General features: G+C 42.8%; 19 protein-coding genes. All 19 read left to right on the forward strand.

From position 1 onward, the window contains the following. Positions 1-82 precede the first annotated feature (82 nt). The 19 genes from RBB56_RS12315 (at position 83) to asnB (RBB56_RS12405) (ending at position 24,932) form a co-directional block, all read left to right on the forward strand. Positions 83-2,782 (forward strand): hypothetical protein, encoded by a 2,700-nt coding sequence (locus tag RBB56_RS12315; RefSeq protein ID WP_306719252.1) that lies wholly within the window; start codon positions 83-85, stop codon positions 2,780-2,782. Then, the gene (locus tag RBB56_RS12320) at positions 2,769-4,679 is read left to right on the forward strand and encodes a polysaccharide biosynthesis protein (RefSeq protein WP_306719253.1); all 1,911 of its coding nucleotides are present in this window, start codon (positions 2,769-2,771) and stop codon (positions 4,677-4,679) included. Before RBB56_RS12315 ends, RBB56_RS12320 begins: the two co-directional genes overlap by 14 nt. 72 nt (positions 4,680-4,751) lie before the next feature. Beyond that, positions 4,752-5,900, forward strand: coding sequence for an aminotransferase class I/II-fold pyridoxal phosphate-dependent enzyme (locus RBB56_RS12325; protein WP_306719254.1), 1,149 nt, complete (start codon positions 4,752-4,754; stop codon positions 5,898-5,900). Next, positions 5,897-6,559: a sugar transferase gene (locus tag RBB56_RS12330; protein WP_306719255.1), complete on the forward strand. Its 663-nt coding sequence runs from the start codon at positions 5,897-5,899 to the stop codon at positions 6,557-6,559. The genes RBB56_RS12325 and RBB56_RS12330 overlap by 4 nt, the downstream gene beginning before the upstream one ends. Beyond that, positions 6,556-7,539, forward strand: a complete 984-nt coding sequence (locus tag RBB56_RS12335) for an ATP-grasp domain-containing protein (protein WP_306719256.1) — start codon at positions 6,556-6,558, stop codon at positions 7,537-7,539. Before RBB56_RS12330 ends, RBB56_RS12335 begins: the two co-directional genes overlap by 4 nt. A gap of 12 nt (positions 7,540-7,551) precedes the next feature. Beyond that, on the forward strand, positions 7,552-8,643 hold the full coding sequence (locus tag RBB56_RS12340; RefSeq protein ID WP_306719257.1) for a glycosyltransferase family 4 protein: 1,092 nt from the start codon (positions 7,552-7,554) through the stop codon (positions 8,641-8,643). A 79-nt stretch (positions 8,644-8,722) separates the two neighbouring features. Then, positions 8,723-10,039 carry a nucleotide sugar dehydrogenase gene (locus RBB56_RS12345; RefSeq protein WP_306719258.1) on the forward strand — a complete coding sequence of 439 codons (1,317 nt, stop codon included), beginning with the start codon at positions 8,723-8,725 and terminating at the stop codon, positions 10,037-10,039. After that, on the forward strand, positions 10,039-11,415 hold the full coding sequence (locus RBB56_RS12350) for a hypothetical protein (RefSeq protein ID WP_306719259.1): 1,377 nt from the start codon (positions 10,039-10,041) through the stop codon (positions 11,413-11,415). The genes RBB56_RS12345 and RBB56_RS12350 overlap by 1 nt, the downstream gene beginning before the upstream one ends. Before the next feature lie 97 nt (positions 11,416-11,512). Next, positions 11,513-12,490, forward strand: coding sequence for an SDR family oxidoreductase (locus RBB56_RS12355; protein WP_306719260.1), 978 nt, complete (start codon positions 11,513-11,515; stop codon positions 12,488-12,490). A gap of 93 nt (positions 12,491-12,583) precedes the next feature. Further along, positions 12,584-13,504 carry a methionyl-tRNA formyltransferase gene (locus RBB56_RS12360; RefSeq protein ID WP_306719261.1) on the forward strand — a complete coding sequence of 307 codons (921 nt, stop codon included), beginning with the start codon at positions 12,584-12,586 and terminating at the stop codon, positions 13,502-13,504. Next, positions 13,501-14,241 (forward strand): DUF2334 domain-containing protein, encoded by a 741-nt coding sequence (locus RBB56_RS12365; protein WP_306719262.1) that lies wholly within the window; start codon positions 13,501-13,503, stop codon positions 14,239-14,241. Before RBB56_RS12360 ends, RBB56_RS12365 begins: the two co-directional genes overlap by 4 nt. A gap of 49 nt (positions 14,242-14,290) precedes the next feature. Further along, positions 14,291-15,430, forward strand: a complete 1,140-nt coding sequence (locus RBB56_RS12370) for a glycosyltransferase family 1 protein (RefSeq protein WP_306719263.1) — start codon at positions 14,291-14,293, stop codon at positions 15,428-15,430. Between the two features lie 83 nt (positions 15,431-15,513). Continuing rightward, positions 15,514-16,677: a glycosyltransferase gene (locus tag RBB56_RS12375; RefSeq protein WP_306719265.1), complete on the forward strand. Its 1,164-nt coding sequence runs from the start codon at positions 15,514-15,516 to the stop codon at positions 16,675-16,677. Between the two features lie 136 nt (positions 16,678-16,813). Further along, positions 16,814-17,932 (forward strand): glycosyltransferase, encoded by a 1,119-nt coding sequence (locus RBB56_RS12380; protein ID WP_306719266.1) that lies wholly within the window; start codon positions 16,814-16,816, stop codon positions 17,930-17,932. A gap of 45 nt (positions 17,933-17,977) precedes the next feature. Beyond that, a complete protein-coding gene (locus RBB56_RS12385; RefSeq protein ID WP_306719267.1) occupies positions 17,978-18,730 on the forward strand; it encodes a hypothetical protein in 753 nt (250 codons plus the stop codon). 135 nt (positions 18,731-18,865) lie between these two features. Beyond that, positions 18,866-20,788, forward strand: coding sequence for an asparagine synthase (glutamine-hydrolyzing) (gene asnB, locus RBB56_RS12390; protein ID WP_306719268.1), 1,923 nt, complete (start codon positions 18,866-18,868; stop codon positions 20,786-20,788). A gap of 19 nt (positions 20,789-20,807) precedes the next feature. After that, positions 20,808-21,944, forward strand: coding sequence for a glycosyltransferase (locus RBB56_RS12395; protein WP_306719269.1), 1,137 nt, complete (start codon positions 20,808-20,810; stop codon positions 21,942-21,944). Positions 21,945-21,946: 2 nt separating this feature from the next. Next, positions 21,947-23,023: an SGNH/GDSL hydrolase family protein gene (locus RBB56_RS12400; protein WP_306719270.1), complete on the forward strand. Its 1,077-nt coding sequence runs from the start codon at positions 21,947-21,949 to the stop codon at positions 23,021-23,023. Next, complete coding sequence (asnB, locus tag RBB56_RS12405) at positions 22,989-24,932, forward strand: asparagine synthase (glutamine-hydrolyzing) (protein WP_306719271.1); 1,944 nt, start codon at positions 22,989-22,991, stop codon at positions 24,930-24,932. The genes RBB56_RS12400 and asnB (RBB56_RS12405) overlap by 35 nt, the downstream gene beginning before the upstream one ends. The last annotated feature ends 56 nt before the right edge of the window (positions 24,933-24,988 follow it).

The following is a 24,988-nucleotide window of genomic DNA, read 5'->3' on the forward strand; positions in this document are numbered from 1 at the left end:
TCGCATTTTGTGTGCATAATCTGTTACAGTTTAGCCAAAGGCTGAACCGTAACATTAGTCTGAGAAAGGTAATATAACTTGTATGTATAAAATTGTGAAAAAAAGCCGTGCGATACAGACCGTTTTAGTGCTGTTTATTCTGGCGATTATGATAACTATTTTTCCTGTTCGTACGTGGAAGGAGACGATTCCTTCCGTTAGCAATCAGATTCTGGCCGGTTCTTCGGATAGCATAGGGGAAGATTATATGTTGCAACGTTTTATCGCTCAATATAATCACCTTGGAACGATTAATCTTTATATCGCAGATTTCGATAATGGATGGAATAAGGACCAACGCGTGGATTCCTTTATTTTTCGCATGTTGGATTCGGACATGCAAGTTATGTTTGAGCAGAAAGTAGATGTAAGATTTATCGATATTCCCGGCTTTTGTCCCATTTATATTAATGAAGATTTGGAAGTGGGAAGAGATTATTACTTTTTCCTGCAAGGAGAACATGGCAGCCGCGTCTGGTTCGGTCTGGAGGAGACGGAGAAGGCAGGAACTCAGTATGTAAGTCGTTTGGTTTATAACTACGATCAGTTGGAAGGATATAATATTGTTGGGGAATATTATTATTCGGTTCCTCTTCGTAAGGATAAGATATTCATCTATGATGCCATATTGCTTCTTGTCGGCGCTTTGCTCGTAGGGGCAGTGGAGCTGTATTTCCGAATATCTAAGAAGGATAAGCTGATTACTGTGGAAAAAGCATTCCGCTATACTGCCAATATCCTCGTGACAACAGTGATGGGAATCGGTATTTACATGATAAGTCTGCGTCGGTTTTTCAGCGGACAATTTATAGATAATCTTTTTTATACGATAGGGCTTTTATTTACAGGTACTTTATTGTTCTACGCCATTAATCGCAAGCGTGACAGAAGTGCGCACGTTCCCCTTGTGGAGAAATGGAAAACCAACGGGGCCAATTATATGCAGGCAGCCTTTATTGCGGGAGCTTTGTGGGCGTGCTGTAACTATATGAATGGTCTGTATGATATTCACCATAGGATTGCGGAAAGACAATTTATTGTATTTTTTGCACTTATGGTTCTTACGATGTGTAAAAAGAAGGAGATATTTAGCAAGGTTTCCATTGTATATGTTCTGGCAGCGGCGATAGCAGTGTACCGATATCATAGCATTTATGCGGATTATATCGCCATGGACAAGCTGGATATACAGGTAATGCGTTATGGTATTCTCGCCGCAGTATTAGCAGGTTTTGTTGGAGTGACCGTAATTACGCGCCTTATCATGATGATTGTGAAGAAGGAGAAGATGGGAAGACTGTCCCTTTGGTACGGTGCTTTGCTTACATTGTTCTTCGTGCTTCTCATTGTATTTCGGAATACCAGAGGATGGATCATTACCCTCGTGGTTTCTTTTGTGTTGTTTTACATCCGTTATGCATTTTGGGATAAAAAGGAACATTTGCTGCAAAATATAAGTAATGGATTGATTCTCCATTTTATTCTTACGATGGTATTTGTTTTGTTGCACCGTCCATTTTTAGCATGGGTATACCCCAGATTTCCATTTGTCTTCCATACAGTAACGGTAACAGCGGTATATATGACTTTTGTTATGTGTGCAGCTTTGATGAAGCTGATGGATAAGTACGGAGAGTCTCATAAGCTTAAGGATATATGGAAAGAGCTTCTCGTATTAGGGATGTCCGGTACGTATATGTTATTTACCGCTTCAAGAACAGGATTTCTGGCGGTTGCGGCTATGATGGCAGTGGGAATCATAATGGCTACGAAGGGAAAAGGTAAAGAAAAAGTAATCAATATCCTTCGCTTATGTGGTTTGATGATCCTTTCTATTATCTGGTGCTTCCCGATGATTTTCACCGGACAGAGAATTCTTCCGGCGATTGTAAATGATGTCCATAAGTATGAAGTGGAAGTATTTCCTGATGCCATTGCCAGAGGAAATGAATGGGATTCCATGTATTATATTACCATAGAGAGATTTGCGGAAGTATTTAACAACAAGATATTCGGTATAGCAGAGAGCGGTACTATCTCTTACGAGAGAAGTGAGGAATATCAGAAATATCGTGCGAAGAGATTTAATAATAAGGGCGAAGTTGTTTGGGAGGGCGGTATCAACGAGTTGTATTCGGAAGAAGAGTCAGGAAGTGCTGTCCAGAATGGAACAGATGCACCGGGACTTACCATTATAGGCACTAAGACTGAGGAAGAACGGGTGCAGGACGAAGAGCGTGCGAAGGAATTGCAACAAGCTTCGAAAGGTAATTTCGAAGAAACGCCGCAAGAGGAAGAAGTAATTGTAGAAGAGACGAGCGTATACGAAAAGACGGAAGAATATGCCAATGGGCGTATGGATATTTTCCGTGCTTATATCAGGCAGCTCAATCTTGAGGGACATGATGAGATGGGCGCTATTCTAGAGGATGGAAGCCTGGCAGTCCATGCCCATAATATTTATTTGCAGGTAGCGTACGATCACGGTATTTTTGTAGGAATCGTATTTATCATAGTAGGAGGAGCAACCTTTGTACAGGGATGTATCTTCTTCACAAGAAGAAAAAAGGATGTACCGTGTGCGGCGATGCCGGCAGTCGTTATTGTAGCTTTTGCCATGGCGGGCCTCGTGGAATGGATCTTTCATCTTTGCCATCCTGCGGGATTCACCCTGTTGCTCGTGTTAGCCCCTTTATTATTCGATATGGGCGGGAAAAAGGATAAAGCAAATGAAAAGAGATAGAAAGCCTTTTAATATAAAATTATTTTATAGAAGAACGAGCCTGATTATCTACGATATTATCAGTATCATTTTTGCCAGCTATATGGCACTACTGATGCGTTATGAATTTCGCATGAATGAGCTCCCTTCCCACTTTCTCGATCCGATTACGAGATTTCTTCCGATCAATATACTGCTTACGTTGCTCATATTCTATTTTTTCCGTCTTTACCATAGTTTATGGGCATTTGCGGGAGAGGCAGAGCTGCAAAATGTGGTGATATCCTGCGTGATATCCGCATTATTAAATAGTGTAGGTCTTCAATTTGTTAAGACGGTCACCCAACCGGTACCTAAAAGTTATTATTTTCTCTATATGTTCGTGCTGATCAGCATGATTTTCGTTAGCCGTTTCTCGTATCGCTTCTTGCGAAGCCAGAAGCATAAGCAACAGAATAAGAAAAATGGTATCTCGGTTATGGTAATCGGCGCCGGTGAGGCAGCAAATGTAATTATCAAAGAAATTGTTAACAGTAATTTCAGTACGATGGTCATTCGTTGTATTATCGATGATGATAAGGGAAAATGGGGAAGATATATTCAAGGAATCAAAGTGGTGGGAGGCAGGGATAAGATTGTCGAATCTGCTGATATTTATGATATCGATGAAATTATTGTAGCGATGCCCTCTATTTCCCGTTCGGAACTTCGTAAGATTCTAGAGATATGCAAGGAAACGAATTGTAAACTGCGTTCCCTTCCCGGTATGTATCAGCTGGTGAACGGAGAAGTGAATGTCAGTAAGCTCAGGGACATCGAGGTAGAAGATCTGCTTGGAAGAGAGCCGATCAGTGTGGATATAGACTCTATCCTCGGCTACGTGCAGGATCAAACGGTGCTCGTGACAGGCGGCGGCGGCTCTATTGGCAGCGAGCTATGCAGGCAGATTGCCCATCATAAGCCGAAGCAGTTAATTATTCTGGATATTTATGAAAACAGCGTATATGATGTACAGCAGGAGCTAAAAACAAAATACCCTTCTTTAGATTTGGTAGTTCTTATCGCTTCTGTTCGCAACACGAATAGAATCCATTGGATCTTTGAACATTATAAGCCGGATATCGTCTACCACGCGGCGGCTCATAAGCATGTTCCCTTAATGGAAGACAGCCCGAATGAGGCAGTGAAAAACAATGTATTCGGCACATGGAAGACAGCGCAGGCAGCGGCTTTTCATGGTGCGAAGAAGTTTGTTCTGATTTCCACAGATAAGGCAGTTAACCCGACGAATATCATGGGGGCGAGTAAGCGCATCTGTGAGATGATCATTCAGACATTTAACAACCATTACGAAACAGAGTTCGTTGCGGTACGATTCGGCAACGTACTTGGCAGCAATGGCAGCGTAATTCCTCTGTTTCGCAATCAGATTATGAAAGGGGGACCGGTGACGGTGACCCATCCTGATATTATCCGTTATTTTATGACGATACCCGAGGCGGTATCCCTCGTACTTCAGGCAGGCGCTTATGCGAAAGGCGGGGAAATCTTCGTACTCGATATGGGGGAACCTGTAAGGATTCTCGATCTTGCGGAAAATTTGATTCGGCTGTCCGGTTACCGGGTGGGCGAGGATATTAAGATAGAATTTACCGGACTTCGTCCCGGCGAGAAGCTGTATGAAGAGCTTCTAATGGAGGAAGAGGGGCTGAAAGAAACGGCAAATAAGTTGATCCATATCGGAAATCCGATAGAACTGGATGAGATGAAGTTCTTTGGACAGCTCAAGAGGCTGAAAGAAGAGTCAAGAGCAGAAGTAGCGGACATCAGACCACTAGTGAAGGAAATTGTGTCTACCTATCATTATGATACCAGGGTCAAAAGGTCATGTGATTCATGCGTGCATGAAGAAACATGACTTTGGGACCCGTAGGTATCAACATCATCATTGTAAATAAATGATTAAATATGGAAAAGAGGCGTTTGGGAAATGGAAAAGAAAAGATTGTACTTATCCTCTCCGACCATGCATGGAAAGGAGCAGGAGTTTGTCAAGGAGGCATTCGATACGAATTGGGTGGCCCCTCTTGGACCGAATGTAAATAACTTCGAGAAAGAGCTGGCAGAATATGTAGGAAGTCCTCATGCGGCGGCGTTAAGTTCAGGAACCGCGGCGATTCATCTGGCCCTGCGTCTGCTCGGCGTACAAAGCGGTGACATTGTATTCGCTCCTACCCTTACTTTTTCAGCTTCCTGTAACCCGATCGTTTATGAGAATGCAACGCCGGTATTCATTGATTCGGAGACAGAGACATGGAATATGTCGCCGGAAGCGCTGAGAAGAGCTTATGAGAAATATCCGGCTCCAAAAGCGGTCATAGTTGTACATTTGTATGGAACCCCTGCCAAACTGGATGAGATTATGGCAATCTGTAAAGAGCATGGAACGCCGGTTATCGAAGATGCCGCGGAATCTTTAAGCAGTACCTATAAGGGAAGACATACCGGAACGATAGGACAATTCGGTATTTATTCCTTCAATGGCAATAAGATTATTACTACCTCGGGAGGTGGGATGCTTGTATCGGAGGATGCGTCTCTTATAGAAAAGGCGCGGTTCTTGTCCACTCAGGCCAGAGATGCGGCAAGGCATTATCAACATTCCCAAATTGGCTTCAATTACCGTATGAGTAATGTGATCGCAGGGATTGGCAGAGGGCAGTTGCTGGCTCTGGAAGAACACAAGGCACTGAAAAAGGAAATTTATCAAACGTATAAAGACGCATTTGCAGATATTCCTGAGATTACGATGAATCCTCTTAATGTGGATGGAGATGCCAATTGCTGGCTCTCTTGTATGACGATTGCAGAAAGCAGCACAGTAACTCCGAATCAGGTGATGGATGCATTAGAGGCGGAAAACATCGAGTGCCGGCCAATATGGAAGCCTATGCATCTACAGCCGGTATTCCATGAGTGTGACTTTATGACAGATAAGGGGAGCGGCGAGTTTTCCAGTGTGTCGGAAGATATTTTCAACAGAGGTCTTTGCCTTCCTAGCGATATTAAGAATACACAGGAGGATATGGATAGAATTATCCGTATTGTGAGAAATCAAATATTAGGGGCAGACGTATGACGATATATGGGAAGTTCGTGAAGAGAATATTGGATTTTATACTGTCCCTTTTGGGTATTATAGTATTGAGTCCGTTGCTGCTTGTGCTTGCCCTTCTCATACGGGTCAAGCTTGGAAGTCCGGTGTTATTCAAGCAGGAAAGACCAGGGCGGGGTGAGAAGATATTCACCCTGTGTAAGTTCAGGACGATGACCGGTAAAAAGGATGAAAGTGGGAAACTTCTGCCGGACCATATGAGGTTGACGAAATTTGGGAAACTGCTTCGTGCCACGAGTTTGGACGAACTTCCCGAGTTATTCAATATACTGAAGGGGGATATGAGCATTATCGGCCCAAGGCCGCTTTTAATTTCTTATCTACCCTATTATACAAAAGAAGAAAGACTGCGTCATACGGTGCGCCCGGGATTGACGGGTCTCGCGCAGGTGAGCGGCAGGAACTTTATCGATTGGGACAGCCGATTCCAAAAGGACGTGGAGTATGTGAGAAACCTGTCGTTTCGTATGGATATGAAGGTATTGTGGCTAACGGCGCGTGCAGTATTTGACCGCAGCGATGTAGCGGAAGATACGAATCAGGCGGAGGGCAATCTGGCCGAAATAAGGAAACAGCGGCTTGCAGATACTGGGAGTCTTGAAAGGAACGTGGAAAACGGATGAATTTATTGATTTTGAGTGCAGGAACACGAAATAAGGTCGTGCAATATTTTAAGAAGGAATTGGGAGGCAATGGAAAAGTCATAGCTACCGATTGTTCTAATCTGGCGCCGGCTATCTATGAGGCGGATAAATTCTATATTGTTCCGCGCATTACGGAGCCCGGTTATCTGGATACATTGCTCGACATTTGTAAGAAGGAGAATATAACAGGTGCATTTTCCCTGATTGACCCGGAATTGAGTTTACTGGCAAAGGAAAGAGAGAAGTTTATAGAGGTGGGAACAACCCCCATTATTTCTCCCTACGATTTGGTGGAAATCTGTTTTGATAAATATAAGATGTACGAACTGCTTTGTGAAATGCATATACCCACAGGAAGATGTTATATGGATAAGGACGCTTTTCACCAGGCGAGGGCAAAGGGAGAGATATCCTATCCGGTCTTCGTGAAGCCGGTAAAAGGCAGCGCCAGTCTTCATATTAACAAGGTGTACGGGGCAGAAGAGCTAGATGTTCTTTTCGATTTGTATGATGATTTGATGATACAGGAATTCATGGACGGTACAGAATATGGAGCCGACGTCTATATCGATATGCTGACTGGAAAGTGTACTTCGATTTTTGTAAAGGAAAAGATTAAGATGCGTGCCGGAGAAACGGATAAGGCGGTGTCGTATAAGGATGAGGAGCTCTTCACCCTTATAGAAAAGTTTGTGGAAAGATGTGGGTTCTGTGGTATGATAGATATGGATATTTTCCGAATTGGAGATGTGTATTATATCTCGGAGGTCAACCCCAGATTCGGCGGTGGTTATCCTCATGCACATGAATGCGGTGTGAATATGCCGGAGCAAGTTATCCGCAATTTAAGCGGAGAAAGCAATCCGTATGCGGTAGGGAATTATCGGCCTGGCATCTGCATGATGAAATATAATGAAGTGATGATAAAGAACTTAAATGATACAGAGATGGGAGCATAGATGGGAGCATAGATGGGGACGATATTGATTTTGGCTAATTCCTCAGGAGGATTGTATGATTTTCGCAATGAATTGCTCGTCCGATTATTAGAGCATCATAGAGTGGTCATCAGTCTTCCTGATCAGACAAAAGTGAAGGAACTGCGAGAAGAAGGCTGTGAAATTATAGAGACTCCTATCAATCGCAGAGGAGTGAATCCTAAAGAAGATCTCAAACTTCTTATAGCTTACCGAAAGCTTATGAAAAGTATAAAGCCTGATATGGTCATTACTTATACGATAAAACCGAACATATATGGCGGCTTTGCCTGCAGAATGACGAAGGTGCCTTACATTACGACCATAACAGGGCTTGGAGGTGCTTTTGACAAAAAGGGATTGTTTCTTAAAATGATTGTCCATATGTACCGGGCAGGCCTGAAAAAAGCGGAGTGCATCTTCTTTCAAAATGATGAAAACAGGCGTATTTTTGAAGGATATCGGATAGCCGGCAAGAAAGAACGTAGAGTGAACGGCTCAGGAGTGAATCTACAGAGACATTATTTCGAAGCATATCCCGGGGAGGGTAAGACAACCTTTCTTTTTGTCGGGAGAGTGATGAAAGAGCGAGGTATTTTAGAATATTTAGAAGCTGCTGTACGGCTTCATCAGGAGGATGTGGAATTCGCAATCTTAGGCTATTGCGATGAAGATTATCAGGAAATGCTGGATGAATATGCACAAAAGGGCATTATCAGCCAATGGGGCTTCCACACAGAGGTGCATCCTTATCTTGCGAAAGCAAATGTGATTGTAGTGGCTTCCTTCCACGAAGGAATGTCAAATGCTCTGATTGAAGCCGCTGCTACCGGACGTCCGGTTATCGCATCGGATATTAGCGGGTGTAAGGAAGCCTTTGAAGAAGGTGTGACCGGCTTCGGGTTTACGCCGGGGAATGCCGATGATTTGATTCGTGCCATGGAGAAGTTCCTTGCGCTTTCGAAAGAAGAGCAGGCACATATGGGGAAAGCAGCCCGGGAAAAAATGGAATGTGAGTTTGACAGAAAATCTGTCATTGATGCTTATATCAGCGAGATTAATGAACAATTACTATACCACTCATAATGGAGGATACAAGCTTGAAACAAAAAGCGGTTTCAAATATTGAATTAATGTCTGCTAAAGCAGACAAGGAGGTATAAGGATGGATATGTATGAAAAAATTGTAAGCGGGGAAGAGAAAGTTTCCCTGGTTGGTCTTGGCTATGTGGGAATGCCGATAGCCGTTGCTTTTGCCAGAAAGATAAAAGTGTTGGGATTCGACCTGAATAAAGAAAAAGTTGAGCTATATCAATCGGGAGTAGACCCTACCAATGAGGTAGGAGATGAGGTTATTAAGAATACGACCGTAGAATTTACTGCGGATGCGAGCAGATTAAAAGAAGCGAAGTTCCATATCGTAGCTGTTCCCACACCGGTGAATGACGACCACACGCCTGACCTTACTCCGGTAGAGGGAGCGAGCCGTCTTCTCGGACAGAATCTGACCAAAGGCTCTGTCGTCGTGTTTGAATCCACTGTTTACCCGGGAGTGACTGAGGAAATCTGTGTTCCTATTCTGGAAAAGGAATCCGGCTTAACATGTGGTGTAGATTTTAAAATTGGTTATTCTCCGGAGAGAATTAATCCGGGTGATAAGGTGCACCGCTTAGAGACAATTGTGAAAATTGTGTCCGGCATGGATGAAGAAACCTTGGATCTGGTAGCGAAAGTTTATGAGCTCGTAGTGGAAGCCGGCGTATACCGTGCAGAATCCATTAAAGTGGCAGAGGCGGCCAAAGTAATTGAAAATAGCCAGAGAGACATCAATATCGCATTTATGAATGAGTTGTCGATTATCTTCCATAAGATGGGAATCGATACGAAAGCTGTATTGGAAGCGGCAGGAACGAAATGGAACTTCCTTAAGTTCTCCCCCGGACTTGTGGGAGGACATTGTATCGGTGTAGACCCTTATTATCTGACTTATAAAGCGGAGCAGCTCGGATACCATTCCCAAATTATTCTTGCGGGACGCCGCATTAACGATGATATGGGAAGATACGTAGCGGAAAGTCTTGTGAAGAACTTGATTAAAGTTAATATTCCAGTAAAAGCAGCGAAGGTGGCGATTCTGGGATTTACGTTCAAGGAGGACTGCCCGGATACGAGAAATACAAAAGTAATCGATATTTATAAGGAATTGGGGGAATATGGAATTACACCTATTGTAGTGGACCCGGCAGCGGATGCGCTGGAGGCGAAAAGGCTATATGGTATTGACTTCCAATCGATGGAAAGTATCAAAGATATGGATGCAGTTATCGTTGCAGTGGCTCATTCCTGTTTCCTTGAACTACCAAAAGAAGAAATCGACAGATTCTTCCATCCGGGACATGAACAGAAAATATTGATGGATATTAAAGGCTTGTTCGATAAGAAAGATTATCAGGAAAACGAATACTTATATTGGAGACTATAATGATAAAAAAGATAAGATCCGGTGGGATTCTTATAGCACTTCTTGCGCTGTTTCTTTCTATGTTCGCGGTATTCGGCCCGGGAGTATATAATGATTCGGATCAGTACCTTAAGATGCATATACACAGGGAACCTTTGTATCCCTTGTTCTTGGCGCTGCTTCGGATGGTGTTTGGAGAAGGCTGGTTAACAGCTATGGGAATCTTGCAGAATGTGCTGGCGGCGGTGAGTATCTGGCTGTTTGCAGATTATTTGGCTAAGTGGTTTTCCCTTCGGTTTTTTGAAGAAATGGTAGTGGTCGTTCTTGGACTGATGCCTCATATGATTACGAAATATTACTCTGCTCTCCATTTGTTCATGACGAACTCCGTGATGAGCGAGGCTATTTGCCTTCCTGTTTTTACTTTGTTTTTGCTGGCATGTTTTCAGGTGCTGACGGAAGAGGAAAAGGGGAAAAAGAATCGGGCAGCCCTTGTGTCATTGCTCCTTGCCTTTTTACTGTCTCTAACGAGAAGTCAAATGATGCTCACCTTTTTACTATGGGGAATCGTAGTCTGTGCCAGATTATTAGCAGATGGAAAAAAAGAGAGTAAAAAGCGCCGGTTATTTTGTCTGATGGCGGTAGTTTTCATTGTGGCAGCATCTTTTTTTGCACGAACGATAGTAGTAAAAAGCTATAATTATTTATTTAATGGGCGCTTTATCAATAATACCTATGGGACTGTCAATACGCTGACTAATATTCTTTATGCAGCGGACAGGGAGGACGGAGAGAGAATCAGAGATGAGGAAGCACGATCATTTTTCTACCGGATGTATGATCTCACTGAAGAACGCCAGGCAAATTATAGATATGCGGGCAATTCCTGGCATGAGAAAGTAGAACATATTGAGATGTGGCATGATACAGTCAAATATGAAATGATAGAGGACGTATTTTATCAGACATATGACAAAGAGGTGACCAGTGACTATATTACACAGAATTTGATGGCGGATGAGACCGCCGGAAAAATAATTGCTGGAATATGGCCAGGCTGCTTCCGGCAGTGGTTCATTAATTATCTGCTAATAGCCAGTTATGGGTTAATTCGCAGCATTGGAGTTGTTCACCCGTTGCTGAATCCGGTAACACTGCTGCTATATTTGTCGGCAATTGTCATGGGTATATGGAATATAAGAAGAAGCTATAAGGCGAATGAGAGGATTAGTAAAAGCGCCTGGCTGATGGGACTATCCCTACTTGCAGTTTTGGCCAACGTATTTGCGGTATCCATTACGATTATGGCGCTATCCAGATATATGATATATGGATTTTCTATCTTCTATACCGCATATTTTCTATTGCTGCGGGAGGAAGTGAATATTTATAGGTAAAATGTAACTATCCAGTGGTCTGTGCATTTACTGCGCTGACCGTAAGAATATATGGGAATGCAAATAAAATACTTGATTTTCCAAAGGAGCAAACATCATGGGATATAAAGAACTGAAATTTGACAAGGACAGCGTATTTTTGGTAACGGGAGGTGCGGGATTTATTGGGTCTAATCTTTGCGAGGCGTTGCTTACGATGGGATATACAGTGAGATGTCTCGATAATCTGTCTACTGGAAAATATGCAAATATAGAGCCGTTCTTATCGGAAGAACGCTTCACTTTTATCGAAGGTGATATTCGTGATCTGGATACTTGCTTAGAAGCCACCAGGGGTGTGGATTACTGCCTGAATCAGGCTGCTTGGGGAAGTGTTCCGAGAAGTATTGAGATGCCTCTTTTGTATGAAGAAATTAACATTAGGGGAACACTGAATATGATGGAAGCTTCCAGACAAAACGGAGTAAAGAAATTCGTCTATGCTTCCAGCTCTTCTGTATATGGAGATCACCCACAGCTTCCGAAGAAGGAAGGAGCAGAAGGAAAGGTATTATCGCCCTATGCTTTGACTAAGAAGGTGGATGAGGAGTATGGAAGATTATATAAGGAGCTATACGGACTGGACACTTATGGATTGCGTTACTTTAATGTGTTCGGAAGAAGACAGGATCCTGATGGTGTGTATGCAGCAGTTATTCCCAAGTTCATCCGTATGTTATTAAACGGCGAGGTGCCTACGATTAACGGCGATGGCAAACAATCCAGAGACTTCACCTATATCGACAATGTAATTGAGGCGAACCTGAGAGCTTGTCTTGCATCGGAAGAAGCCGGCGGAAATGCTTTCAATATCGGAGCCGGCGGAAGAGAGTTCCTGATCGATGTGTATTATAATTTATGCAAGGCCCTCGGTAAAGATGTGGAACCTAATTTCGGGCCGGATCGTGCGGGGGATATTAGAGATTCCAATGCAGATATTTCCAAGGCAAGGGAACTTCTGGGATATGATCCGGAGTATGATTTTGCAAAGGGAATTCAGTTGGCAATCGATTGGTACAAGGAAAATTTGAAGTGAAAAATCTAATATAAAGTTAGGTGGGAGCCAAAGTTGAAAAAACTTTTTCAACTATTGATTTTGAATCCGCCAAAGCGGACATGGGGTATAAGTATGAAATATCGTGTTGTGGTGTTTGGGGTAAAGGATACCTCGGAGAATATTGTAGAATTTATCCATAATAATATTTGTTCGGTAGATTTGGTAATTACCATTCACCCTGATGTTTTAAATAAAAATCAGGTGTCGGGATTTAAGGGGTTGTCGGTGTTAACGGAAAAGTATGGAATTCCGGTATTTGAGGCAGACAGCTATTTCCTGACAGACGATAAGACGAAGACCTTTATGGAAGAGAATGAATTCGAGATTGCTATTTCTATGGGATGGCAGCGTCTGATACCGGCCTATGTATTGGAGCGGTTTGCATACGGTGTGTATGGATTCCACGGGAATTGTGGTTATCTGCCTTTTGGAAGGGGACGCTCTCCCCTCAATTGGTCGATTATTAATGGAGATAGCAGATTCAACCTGAATTTATTCCGTTATGACGAGAAGGCGGACAGCCCCAATATATTTGATACGGAGATGTTCTCCATAACGCTTCATGATGATATTCGAACAGCTCAATATAAGAATATGATTTGTTCCAAGAACCTCATTAAGAAGCTGTTAAAGGCTTATGAGGAGAAGCGCATCGTGATACGAACGGAATCGAAAGATTTTGACTCTTGGTACAATAAGAGAACGGCGGAGGATGGAAAGATTGACTTCCATGACCGGACGAGAAATATTTACAACCTTATTCGAGGAGTAGCAGCCCCTTTCCCGGGAGCATTTGCCCTATGCGGAGAGACAAAGGTTACCGTATGGGAAGCCCATCCCTTTGATGAAATGATTGACTTTTCATCTTATGCTCCGGGAGAAGTGGTGGATGTGTTCGACGGTAAATTAGTGGTACGTACGGTGGACGGTTCTCTTTTAATCGATAGATATGAGTGCGAGAGGGAACTCATAACAGGAGATATATTAATATGAAGATTGCAGTGCGGATGGACGATATTACGCCGGATATGGATTGGGAGAAGTTCAGACGGTTGAAAGAGCTCCTGGACACTTATGGAATCGAGCCATTGATTGGAGTTGTGCCGGATAGCCGGGATGAAAATTTAAGAAAGCATCCTGCGGATAAAGAGAAAGAGACATACTTCTGGGATCAGGTGAAGGAATGGCAGAAGAAAGGATGGATCATCGCTCTTCATGGATATCAGCATGTATATACCCAAAAGAAAGGCGGCTGTTTTCCCTTAAATCATTTCTCAGAATTCGCCGGTCTAAGCTTTCAGAGGCAGAGGGAAATGCTGGAGGCGGGGAACGCAATTTTGGAGGCACATGGAATAGAGACTGATATTTTTATGGCACCGGCTCATTCTTATGATAGGAATACGCTTCGCGCCCTTGAGGAACTCGGCTATACGAAGATAACAGACGGTTTTGGGACCGTGCCTTATCGAAAAGGCGGAATTATTTTTTATCCTATTTCTTTTCGGTTAGACAGCAGCCTTAAGCGGAAAAAGGGGACTACCACCATGGTCCTTCATACCAATACGATGAATGATTCAGATTTCGAACGATGCCGCAGGCTGTTTGAGACGGAAGAAATGATCTCTTACGGAGAATACTTGGAATTACCGGCTGTGCGAAGGGGATTGTTCGGAACTGTGGCCGAATATATATTGGCTCATATGAAGCGTTTACTTGTGAAGTTGTTGTGATGTGACTGTGAATGTACTGAACAGTTACGATAATAGAAGGTGGTGTAGTATGAAGCAACCGATTCGTGTTCTGCATGTGCTCGGGGGATTGAGTCTGGGTGGTGCGGAAAGCCGTATTATGGACTTATATCGTTGTATGAACCGGGATGAGATACAATTTGACTTTCTTGTACATGCAGACGATGTGGATGTGCGAAATCCGGAATTCTATGACGAAGAGATTAAAGGGCTTGGCGGAAGGATTTTTATTCTTCCTAAGTTTAAAGTATATAATATAATTGCTTACCGAAGGGCAGTAAAGGAATTTTTTAAAGAAAACCACGAGTTTGCCGTGGTACAGGGACATATGACGAGTACGGCTTCCATTTATCTTCCTGTTGCGAAGAAAAGCGGAATTGCCACCGTGGCAGCCCATGCGAGAAGTGCAGGAGTGGATAAAGGACTAAAAGGCTTTATTACCAGGCTCCTTAGACGTCCTTTGTTGCATCAGGCGGACTATTGTTTTGCCTGTTCCAGAGAAGCCGGACTATCAGTTTTTGGAAAAGGATGGGAGAAGTCCGGGAAAGCATTTGTTCTTCCCAATGCGATTCTTTCAGAGAAATATAGATTTGATGAAAGAAAAAGAGAAGAAATCAGAAGACAGCTTGGAGTCGAAGCGTGTTATGTACTCGGCCATGTAGGACGGTTCCATTATGCGAAGAATCATGAATTCCTTTTGCGTGTATTCTCGGAGGTACATGCTCAGATGAGGAAAAGTGGAAAACGGGTGGTGCTCATGTTGCTAGGAGATGGGGGCGGAATGGATCGGGCCAGAGAACAAGCGGCAGAGCTTGGATTGAATTCGGATATTCTTTTTATGGGAAATCAAGGGGATGTGGAACATTATTATCAAGGGATGGATTATTTTGTATTTCCTTCCCGCTTCGAAGGGCTTCCGGGCACTGTGGTGGAGGCTCAGGCAGCTGGATTACGGTGTATTATTTCAGATCGGATTACACAGGAGGTTGGATTCAGTGAGTTGGTACATTACGAAAGTATCGACCGGAGCGTGAAGCTATGGTCGGAATATATCCTTTCTCATGCTGAATATGAGAGAGTGGATATGCACAGGATGGTAAAGGAGGCCGGTTTTGATGTGAGAGAACAGGCCGTGGCAATGACATGCTTTTACCAGACAGGGAATATGTAATGGCTAATGGCACATAACTATTCAGTAGGTCTGCGCATTTACTGCGTTGGCCGTAAGAAGGCATGTAGCAGTCGGAGGTAATCATGAAGAAAAAGATCATGTTGATTGTCCCTATGCTCCACCAGGGCGGGTTTGAACGAGTATGTGTCGCGACGGCACGATTGTTAGATCCATTTTTTGACGTATACATAGTGATGTTTGATTCAAAGGATATTGCTTATAATATTAAAGGGTTAAATGTCATCGATTTACATATGGGTGTGAAGCAGGAGCTAGTGGGCAAGTTGTTCAATGTGTTAAGACGAAGCTTTGCGGTAAGAAGATTGAAGAAAAAGCTGGAAATTGATATTTCCTATAGCTTCGGTCCTACGGCAAATGTGGTCAATGTCTTTTCCAGAAGGAAAGAGCAGGTCTGGTCGGGTATTCGAAGTTATATGGATATGGAGAATAAACGTAAGGTGAGCCTCTTATGTCGTTTATCTGATAAAATATTATGCTGTTCCAAGATGATAGAGGATGAACTTAGAAGTGAGTACCGTTGCCGGAAAGCTATGACTCTTTATAATCCATTGGATGTAGAGGAAATCAGAAAGAAAGCATTGGCGGAGCAGCCCAGGCTCCCTTGGGAAGAGGATGACTATGTCATTGTATCCATGGGGAGAGAGGATGACGTAAAGGGTTATTGGCATTTGATTAAAAGCTTTTCCCTCGTCAAAAAAGAAATGTCCAAGGCTAGGCTTATGATTATCGGTGATGGTAACTTTGAGGAGTATCGGAATCTTGCGAAAAAGTTAGGAATCGCAGATGACGTATATTTCCCGGGAATGAAGAAGAATCCCTTTCCCTACCTGAATGTAGGACGTATTTATGTATTATCCTCTCATTATGAGGGATTCCCGAACGCCCTTTTAGAAGCTATGACTCTTGGCATTCCGGTTATTTCTACGGACTGTATGACAGGGCCGAGAGAAATCCTGAAAAAGAAGTATAAGGATAATATGAAATGTTCTCAAGAGAATGGGAAAAGAAGGCTGGAAGCGGATTATGGTATATTGATTGCTAATATGAATCCGGAAAAGAATCTGGAACCTGAGATTGAGGAAGAAGAAGTCCTGCTGGCGGAAGAAATAAAACGGATGATGACGGATAAGGGCTATTATAAGCGCTATAAGGAAGCGGCGCTTGCAAGAACGAAGGATTTCTCCAATAGTGCATATGTGGAGATATTAAAGCAGCAAATTGGGTAACATCCCGGAAGAAGGAAGTGGGTATGGTAACGCGGTAGCGGAAACATATCCACTTTTATTTGCGATTAGTATATGAATGTGATAAAATTGGAAAGTATTATATATTGGGAATGATTTACTATAAAAGAGGTAGGAAATGACAGCCAAGAGGAAAATAGCGTTTCATTTGAACTGTCTGGAGCAAGGTGGCGCTGAGCGTGTTGTATCCAATCTGGCCAATCAGTTTGCGAAGGAAGGATATGAGGTACTCATTGCAACGCAGTGGTACGGGGAGAATGAATTCCAAATAGAGAAAGAAGTAAAGCGGGTTCATGTGGGATTGACCGAAGAGGATGAGAAGAAGTCTCGAATCTGGCAGTTTGTGGCAAGGATTCTTCATCTTAGAGCATTTATGAAAGAGGAAAGGCCGGATGTTCTCATCGCCTTCGCGCAGAGAGCCAACTATAGGGCATTGATGGCTTCTTTTGGAACGAAGGTACCTGTTATGATATCCATTCGGACGGACCCGGTGGGACATTATGATGCTATTTCGGACAAGATACAGATTCCGCTTCTTTTTCCAAGGGCAGCAGGGTGTGTCTTTCAGACGGAAGGACAGAGGGAGTTTTTTGCCCCATTTTTACAGAAGAAGTCGAGGATTATCTTGAACCCGCTGCATGATAAATATATAGGTACGAAGAAACCTAAGCAGCGCACGAAGGATGTGGTGCAGTCAGGACGTCTGGTGGACTTTAAGAACCAGCCCATGCTGCTTAAGGCTTTCATAGAGGTTCATAAAAAGCATCCGGATTATACATTGAAAATATATGGCGGTGATTCTCAGGATGGCACAAAAGAAATTCTCGAAGAAATCATCGAAAAAAACCATGCGGAAGATTATATTCAATTAATGGGAGCCAGTGATTCTTTGGAAGAGAAATTGGCAGATGCAGCAGTGTACGCCTTTTCCTCCGATTGGGAGGGTCTTCCGAATGCCTTGTTGGAAGCGATGGCACTGGGACTGCCAATTGTTGCTACGGATTGCCCTTGTGGAGGTCCGCGTACCATTATGAAGGATGGGGTGAGCGGGCTGTTGATTCCTATTAAGGACCAGAAGGCTTTGGAAGAGGGAATTAATAAACTGATTGAGAATCCGGAATATGCGCAGCAATTGGGAGATGAGGCTAGAAAGATTGGAGAAATCGCTAATTCTAAGGCTATTTTTGAACAGTGGCGCGATTATATTGAGGAAATTTGCAGTAAAGGTAAAAGATAAAGTATATTAAAATATAGAAGAGGAAGAAATATAGAGGAGAAGACAATGTTTTCATTTGAAGATTATAAAGAGATTATAAGAATTATCAAATCCACTGGCCTACAGGCGAGCTATGAGGAGGCGCTCCATAGAGACAAGTTTATTATTATGAGACATGATGTGGAGTATAGCGTAGAGCGCGCTTATGATTTGGCGAGGGTGGAATCCTCCATGGATTTTACATCTACTTTCTTTTTCCAGTGGACGAATAATTCTTATAACCTATTGTCCAGGAAAAATAGAGATATGATATGTGATATGTACGAAAGAGGACAGAATATCGGCCTTCATTTTGCGCTGAATGGGATGACGGATATGCAGGAAGTCAGAAAGCAGATTGTAAAGGAAATGCATATGCTAAGTGAGATGCTGGGCTTTGAAATATCCCAGTTTTCCGTACATCGTCCCTCTCCGGTTGTTCTGGCGGAGAATATAAAACTCCCGGGTATTATAAACGCATATCAGGATGAATTCTTTACCTTCGCTGAAAATGTGACAGAGGATTCCACTTTGGGAGTGAAGTATATGTCCGATGCGAACCATATATGGCGATATGGCTATCCGGATGAGAAAAATATTTTAGGACACGATAAGGTACAGATTTTGACACATCCCTTTGCCTGGACGAAGAGGGGATATGATAACTATGAAAATTATAAGACACTTGTAAAAGAAAAGTATGTGGAGTTAATTGAAAGCATTGATAGGGAATGTAAAGACTTTGCAGAATATAAAGATAGCTTTTTAGAGAATCAATAGTTAGACCGAGTAACTATTTAGCCATCAATATCGAAAGTTTAGCAAGCGCGAAATACTGCTACGCAGTATTTCTGTGCATAAATTGTTGCTAGGAAGCCGAAGGCTGCATAGTAACTAGATCGAGGAGGTATCCGAATGTGCGGGATATGCGGATTTGTGTCGAGGAAGGATGTTCGGCTGACACAGCTAAAAGAGATGAATGACACCATGTATCATAGAGGTCCAAACGACAGCGGTGAGGAAATTTATGAGTCGAGAAGCGGATATGCGATAGGATTTGCGCAGAGAAGGCTTTCTATACAGGATTTATCTATGTTGGGACATCAGCCGATGATTTCCGGCAATGGGCGTATCAGCATTGTGTTCAATGGTGAAATTTACAACTTTCATGAATTAAGAGAAGAATTATCCGATTATTCCTTTTGTTCGAGCTGTGATACGGAAGTTATTATTGCTGCATATCTGAAATGGGGTATTAAGTGTGTGGAACGCCTGAAAGGAATGTTTGCAATTGCCCTATTCGATAGGGAAAATGACGAATTGTATTTAATGAGGGATCCCATTGGGAAGAAGCCTCTTTATTATATGGACAACGGTAGGGAACTCATCTTTGCATCGGAGCTGAAGCCGATTATGCAATATCCGGGCTTTGAAAAGAAGATAAGGAAAGATGTGATTTCCCGTTATTTGTATCAGCAGTATATCAATGCGCCTGAGACCATTTTTGAACATGTATATAAATTAGAACCGGGAAGCATTCTCAAGCTTGGAATGAGAGAAAGCGGAAGTGACAGTCCGGATTTCGCAGGGATAAAGACGGAAGTGTGGAAGTATTGGGATATTAAGGATGTATACGCGAAGCAGAAAGCCAATATGGTTACGGATTATCGACAGGCCAAAGAAGAATTGAAGGATTTGTTAAAGAAGGCAACGGCTTCCCGAATGATATCAGATGTTCCTCTGGGTTCTTTTTTAAGCGGAGGTTATGATTCCTCCCTTATTACAGCGATTGCACAGGAACATTCCTCTTCTCCAGTGAAAACCTTCTCCATAGGTTTCAAGGAAGAGAAGTATAATGAGGCGAAATATGCGAAGGAAGTATCGGAATATCTCGGAACGAATCATACGGAAATGTATATTGATGAGAAGCAGATGTTTGATCTTGTGGAAAGCATCCCTCAGTATTATGATGAGCCTTTCGCGGATAGTTCCCAGATTCCGACTATGCTCGTATCAGCTCTTGCCAAAGAGCATGTGACAGTGGCTCTTTCTGGCGACGGCGGCGATGAATTTTTCTGCGGGTATAACATTTATGAGAATGTAGCTCAGGCACAAATGCTCGATTTGGCAGGGGCAGCGGTATATGGTGTTAGCCATTTTCCGCTTATAGAGCGCCTGAAATTGGCGGACAAGCTGCCTTTTAGGGTACGGGTTATTGCACAGAACCGGAATAAGGAGACGAAAACCCAGTTCGGAGCGAGCAATTACATCATACGTGCCAATGAAATGGTACAAAATAACGGGAATCAATTACCTTGCCATTATGAAATCGAGAGCAAATATGGGGAGGATAAGTGGCAGATTCGCCGCATGCTCTTGGATATGGACACTTATTTGCCAGGGGATATTCTCTGCAAGGTGGATAGGGCTTCCATGAAATATTCTCTGGAGACGAGATGCCCGATTCTCGACCGCGATGTGATGGAGTACTCTTACCGGATACCACATGAGTATAAGTATTACAAAGGGGATAAAAAACATATTTTAAAAGATATTGCGTATGATTATATTCCGAAAGAACTGCTGGATAGGCCTAAGGTAGGATTTGGCGTTCCTTTGGATCAATGGCTTAGAGGGCCTTTAAAGGAACAGCTTCTTGCCTACAGTGAGAAGGATTATCTGGAAAAGCAGGGAATCTTCTGTGCCGATTATGTATCCGGCATGATAAGAGAGTACTTAAGAACAGGGGATGGCGGTCCTGCTACAGGAGCGAATTATTCTAAGCTTTCTTGGTCCTTCTATATCTTTGAGCAGTGGTATAGGCATTATTTTGAATAAAATAAACGGGGATTTAACTATGGAAAAAAGGCATTTAGCCTTATTTATCAGTTCTTTGAATAAGGGTGGTTCTGAAAGAGTGTTGGTCAATCTTGCTGAATACTTTTTTGCGCAGGGGTATCGCATAACGATTGTGACGCAGTATCGTTCAGAGAGCGAATATACGGTCAGTGAAGGCATAGAAAGAGTGTTGTCCGATATTACAGAAAATGAGAAGAAGAAAAGTCGTGTGGTCAACTTCTATAGACGCTTTATGAAGCTTCGTGATATTTGGAAGAAAGAAAAACCGGATTTGATTCTCTCTTTTATTGGAAAAAATAACATTATGGCAATAGCGTCTTCTCGTTTTCTCCGTATTCCCGTTGTTGTATCGGTAAGAGGGGAACCGGAGTTGGAGTATTACTCCAGAGGGCTTCGCTTCGCGGCCAGAACAATGTTTTGCCTTGCAGACGGTGTCGTATTACAGACAAGCAGGTGTCTGGACTTCTTTCCTTTACCGGTGAGAAGGAAGGCAATTATCTTGAAAAATTCTCTTCATCCTGCATTTATCAGGGAAAGTTATGAGGGGGAACGGGAAAAGCGTATCGTGGCAGTGGGGCGTGTAGACGCGAATAAGAACCATGAAATGATTATTCGCGCCTTTGCTCAAATTGCACCTGAATATCCTGAGTATACGCTCACCATATACGGAGAAGGAGACTTAAGGCCAAAACTATTAAAACTAGTGGAGGAGATGGGGGTATCGGAACGAGTTGCTCTTCCGGGGGCTGTAATGAATGTGGCTGATTCTATTTACAAAGCCTCGGTGTTCGTACTCTCTTCCTTTTCTGAGGGAATGCCTAATACGCTGTTAGAAGCGATGGCCTTAGGACTTCCGGTAATATCCACGGATTGTCCCCCCGGAGGCCCCGGGGAATTAATTGATCATGGGAAGAATGGGTTACTCATTCAACCAGGCGATACAGAGGGATTGGCAGAAAACTTGCAGAAAATATTAAATAACAGCAGTTATATGGAAGAAATGGGTAAAAATGCTTCAAAAGTGAAAGAAGATTTCAATCCGGAAACGATTAATGGAACATGGCAAAATTACTTGGAAAAGATAATAAAAGAAAAGTCTCAAGATTTTAAATTCACAGGCGGATATGGGAGATAAAGATGACTTTAAAGCAAGCAGTCAAATCAATTATTTTCATCATTATTTTCATATATATCCTCATAAGTGTTACTTATATGATAAGAACAAATGGGGATGTAAAGGATAGGTTCACAGGATTTTATGCGGAGCCGGACAATACGATCGATATGGTAATGATAGGATCCAGTCCGGTATACCCTTATTATTCCACCCCTCAGCTATGGGGAGAGTATGGGATTACAGCCTATCCGATTTCTACTAATCTACAAAGACCGGTAGCAGCTCCTTATCTTGTAGAGGAAGTGAGAAAGACTCAGAATCCTTCATTGTATGTATTTGAAATGCGTATGTATACGGCAAGAGAAGGAGATCTTGTCAACAACATGGCGTATACGAGAGGGGTAACGGACAACATGAAATATTCATGGAACCGAATAAAGACTATTAATGCCATGGTGGAGGATAAGGCGGAAAGATATACTTATTATTTTGATATTTTCAAATACCATTCCAATTGGAAAACCATTGTCCTGCCAAAGCAGATGGCAAGCTTCCGATATGAGTTATTGGATGAGAGAAAGGGCTATGTACCGACGGACGAGGTTGGTCCATGTGAAGCATACGATACGTCTATGATTGAGGACAAACTTTCGATGCCAGCGGAGCAGGAGGAGCATCTATATGAGCTTCTCGATTACTTGAAAAAAGAAAGATTACAAGCGTTATTTATTCTTTCTCCGACTGTTATGGAGGAGGAAAAGCAGATGATGTATAATTATATGGAAGATATCATTGAAAGCTACGGATATGAATTCTTAAATATGAATAATTACTACGAAGAAATTGGAATTGACTTCGCCACTGATTTCAGCGATTATGGCGGACATACCAATGCCCTTGGAGCGGAGAAGTGCACTGTATTTCTTGCGGATTATATTCAAGCAAATTACTCCTTGGCAGACCGAAGAGGGAATAAAGGCTATGAAACATGGGATGCAGCCTATGAACAGTGGAAAGAGGAAGCGATAAAAGCGAAAGAAGTGATTGTCCGCAGGATAGAGAATGGTGATTTTGCAGAAGTCGCTGCGGAAGAATAAGGGGAACAATAAGGAGATTAATGGTATGTGCGGTATTGTGGGATTGTGCAACTTAAAAGGCGATTGGCAAGGGAATATAGGCAGGATGAATGCGCGTATGCTTCATCGGGGCCCGGATGCAGAAGGTGTATGGATGAGTGAGGATAGGGATGTAGTATTAGGGCATCAACGTCTTTCCATTGTGGACCTTACTCCTACCGGGGCGCAGCCGATGGAATCCCATAGTGGGCGTTATGTCATTGTATTCAATGGAGAAATTTATAACTATAGAAAGATTGCCGAAAGGCTCATCGAGGAAAAAAAGGTTACCCGCTTCCGGGGAACTAGTGACACAGAAGTGCTCTTAGAGGCTATGGAGGCTTACGGAGTAGAAAGAGCAATTTCTATGTGCAAAGGAATGTTCGCTATCGCCTTATACGACAAAAAAGAACAAGTGTTATTTTTGGCGCGGGACAGAGTGGGAGAAAAACCACTCTATTATAGTGCGATGGAAAACGGAACTTTTGCTTTTGCATCTGAGATAGGCTGTATCGCTGCCTTAGATGGCTTTGAAAAGGAAATTAATACAGCAGTGTTGGATATTTATTTTACCCATGGATATATTCCGGCACCCTATTCTATCTATAAAAATGTATATAAATTAGAAGCAGGCAGCATCTTAAAGATAAAGGCTCCTTATCGTAGCGAAGATATCTCGATATCACAATTTTGGTCGATGACCGAAGCGGCGAAGAAAGGACAGGCCAACCTTTTTACAGGGAGCAGGGAAGAGGCTTCTCTCGAATTGGAACGTTTATTGAAGGAGTCTATTCGAAATCAAATGGTAGCAGATGTTCCGGTAGGTGCTTTCTTGTCGGCAGGTATTGATAGCAGCACAATCGTGGCGTTAATGCAGTCACTAGGTAGTAGTAAGGTAAGAAGTTTTACGATCGGTATGAGTGAAGAAGGCTACAATGAAGCAGATGCTGCGAAAGAGATTGCGAAGCATTTGGGAACAGATCATACAGAACTATATATTACGAAGCAGGATGCCATCGATGTGATTCCTAAGTTAGCTTATATATTTGGAGAGCCATTTGCAGATTCTTCTCAGATTCCTACCTACTTGGTAAGTAAGATGACGAGAGAACATGTGACAGTGTCCTTAAGCGGGGATGCGGGAGATGAACTCTTCTGTGGTTATACTTCTTATGAGTCGGTAAGCCGCATATGGGGGAAAATGAAAAATGTTCCTTATTTCTTAAGAAAGCCTTGCAGCGAATTACTGCTTCACAGTCCTCTTGCAAAGAATCATATGTATCGTACAAAGGCTGCCTTATTAGGTGCAAAGGATTCGGGAAGGCTATATGAAATTTCTTACGAGACGGATCCCATTACGAAAAGAATCAGCAAAACTCATGAAAAGTGTCCATATAAATACAATCAGTTTACGAATGAGCTAGAGGAAGTAAATCATAATATCATGCTAATGGATATGTTGATGTATCATCCCGATGATATCCTCGTGAAGGTAGATCGATCGGCAATGGCAGTTTCCTTGGAGACTAGAGTTCCTATGCTAGACAAGGATGTAGTCGAATTCGCATGGACGCTTCCGATAGAGTATAAACGACAGGGCAAAGTAGGAAAACAGGTGCTCCGGGATGTGTTATACCGATATGTACCAAAGGAAATGATGGAGCGCCCTAAAAAGGGATTCAGCATTCCTATCGATAAATGGCTATTAGAGCCTGCACTAAGAGGATGGGCAGAGTCGCTTATCGACAGAAAAGTGCTGGAGAAACAAGGAGTACTCGACCCTGATGTGGTGTGGGAAATCTGGGAAGACTATACGAAACGCGGTGTGTGGCGCATTCAGATATGGTTTATCTTGATGTTTCAAGAGTGGATGTTGCTTAGTAATTTTTGAATGTGGTGAGTGTATTGTATTGAGGGCTCACTTTCGTCCATAGTGGTTGGGGCTCC

This window comes from Kineothrix sp. MB12-C1 (assembly GCF_030863805.1).
Taxonomy (GTDB): domain Bacteria; phylum Bacillota; class Clostridia; order Lachnospirales; family Lachnospiraceae; genus Kineothrix.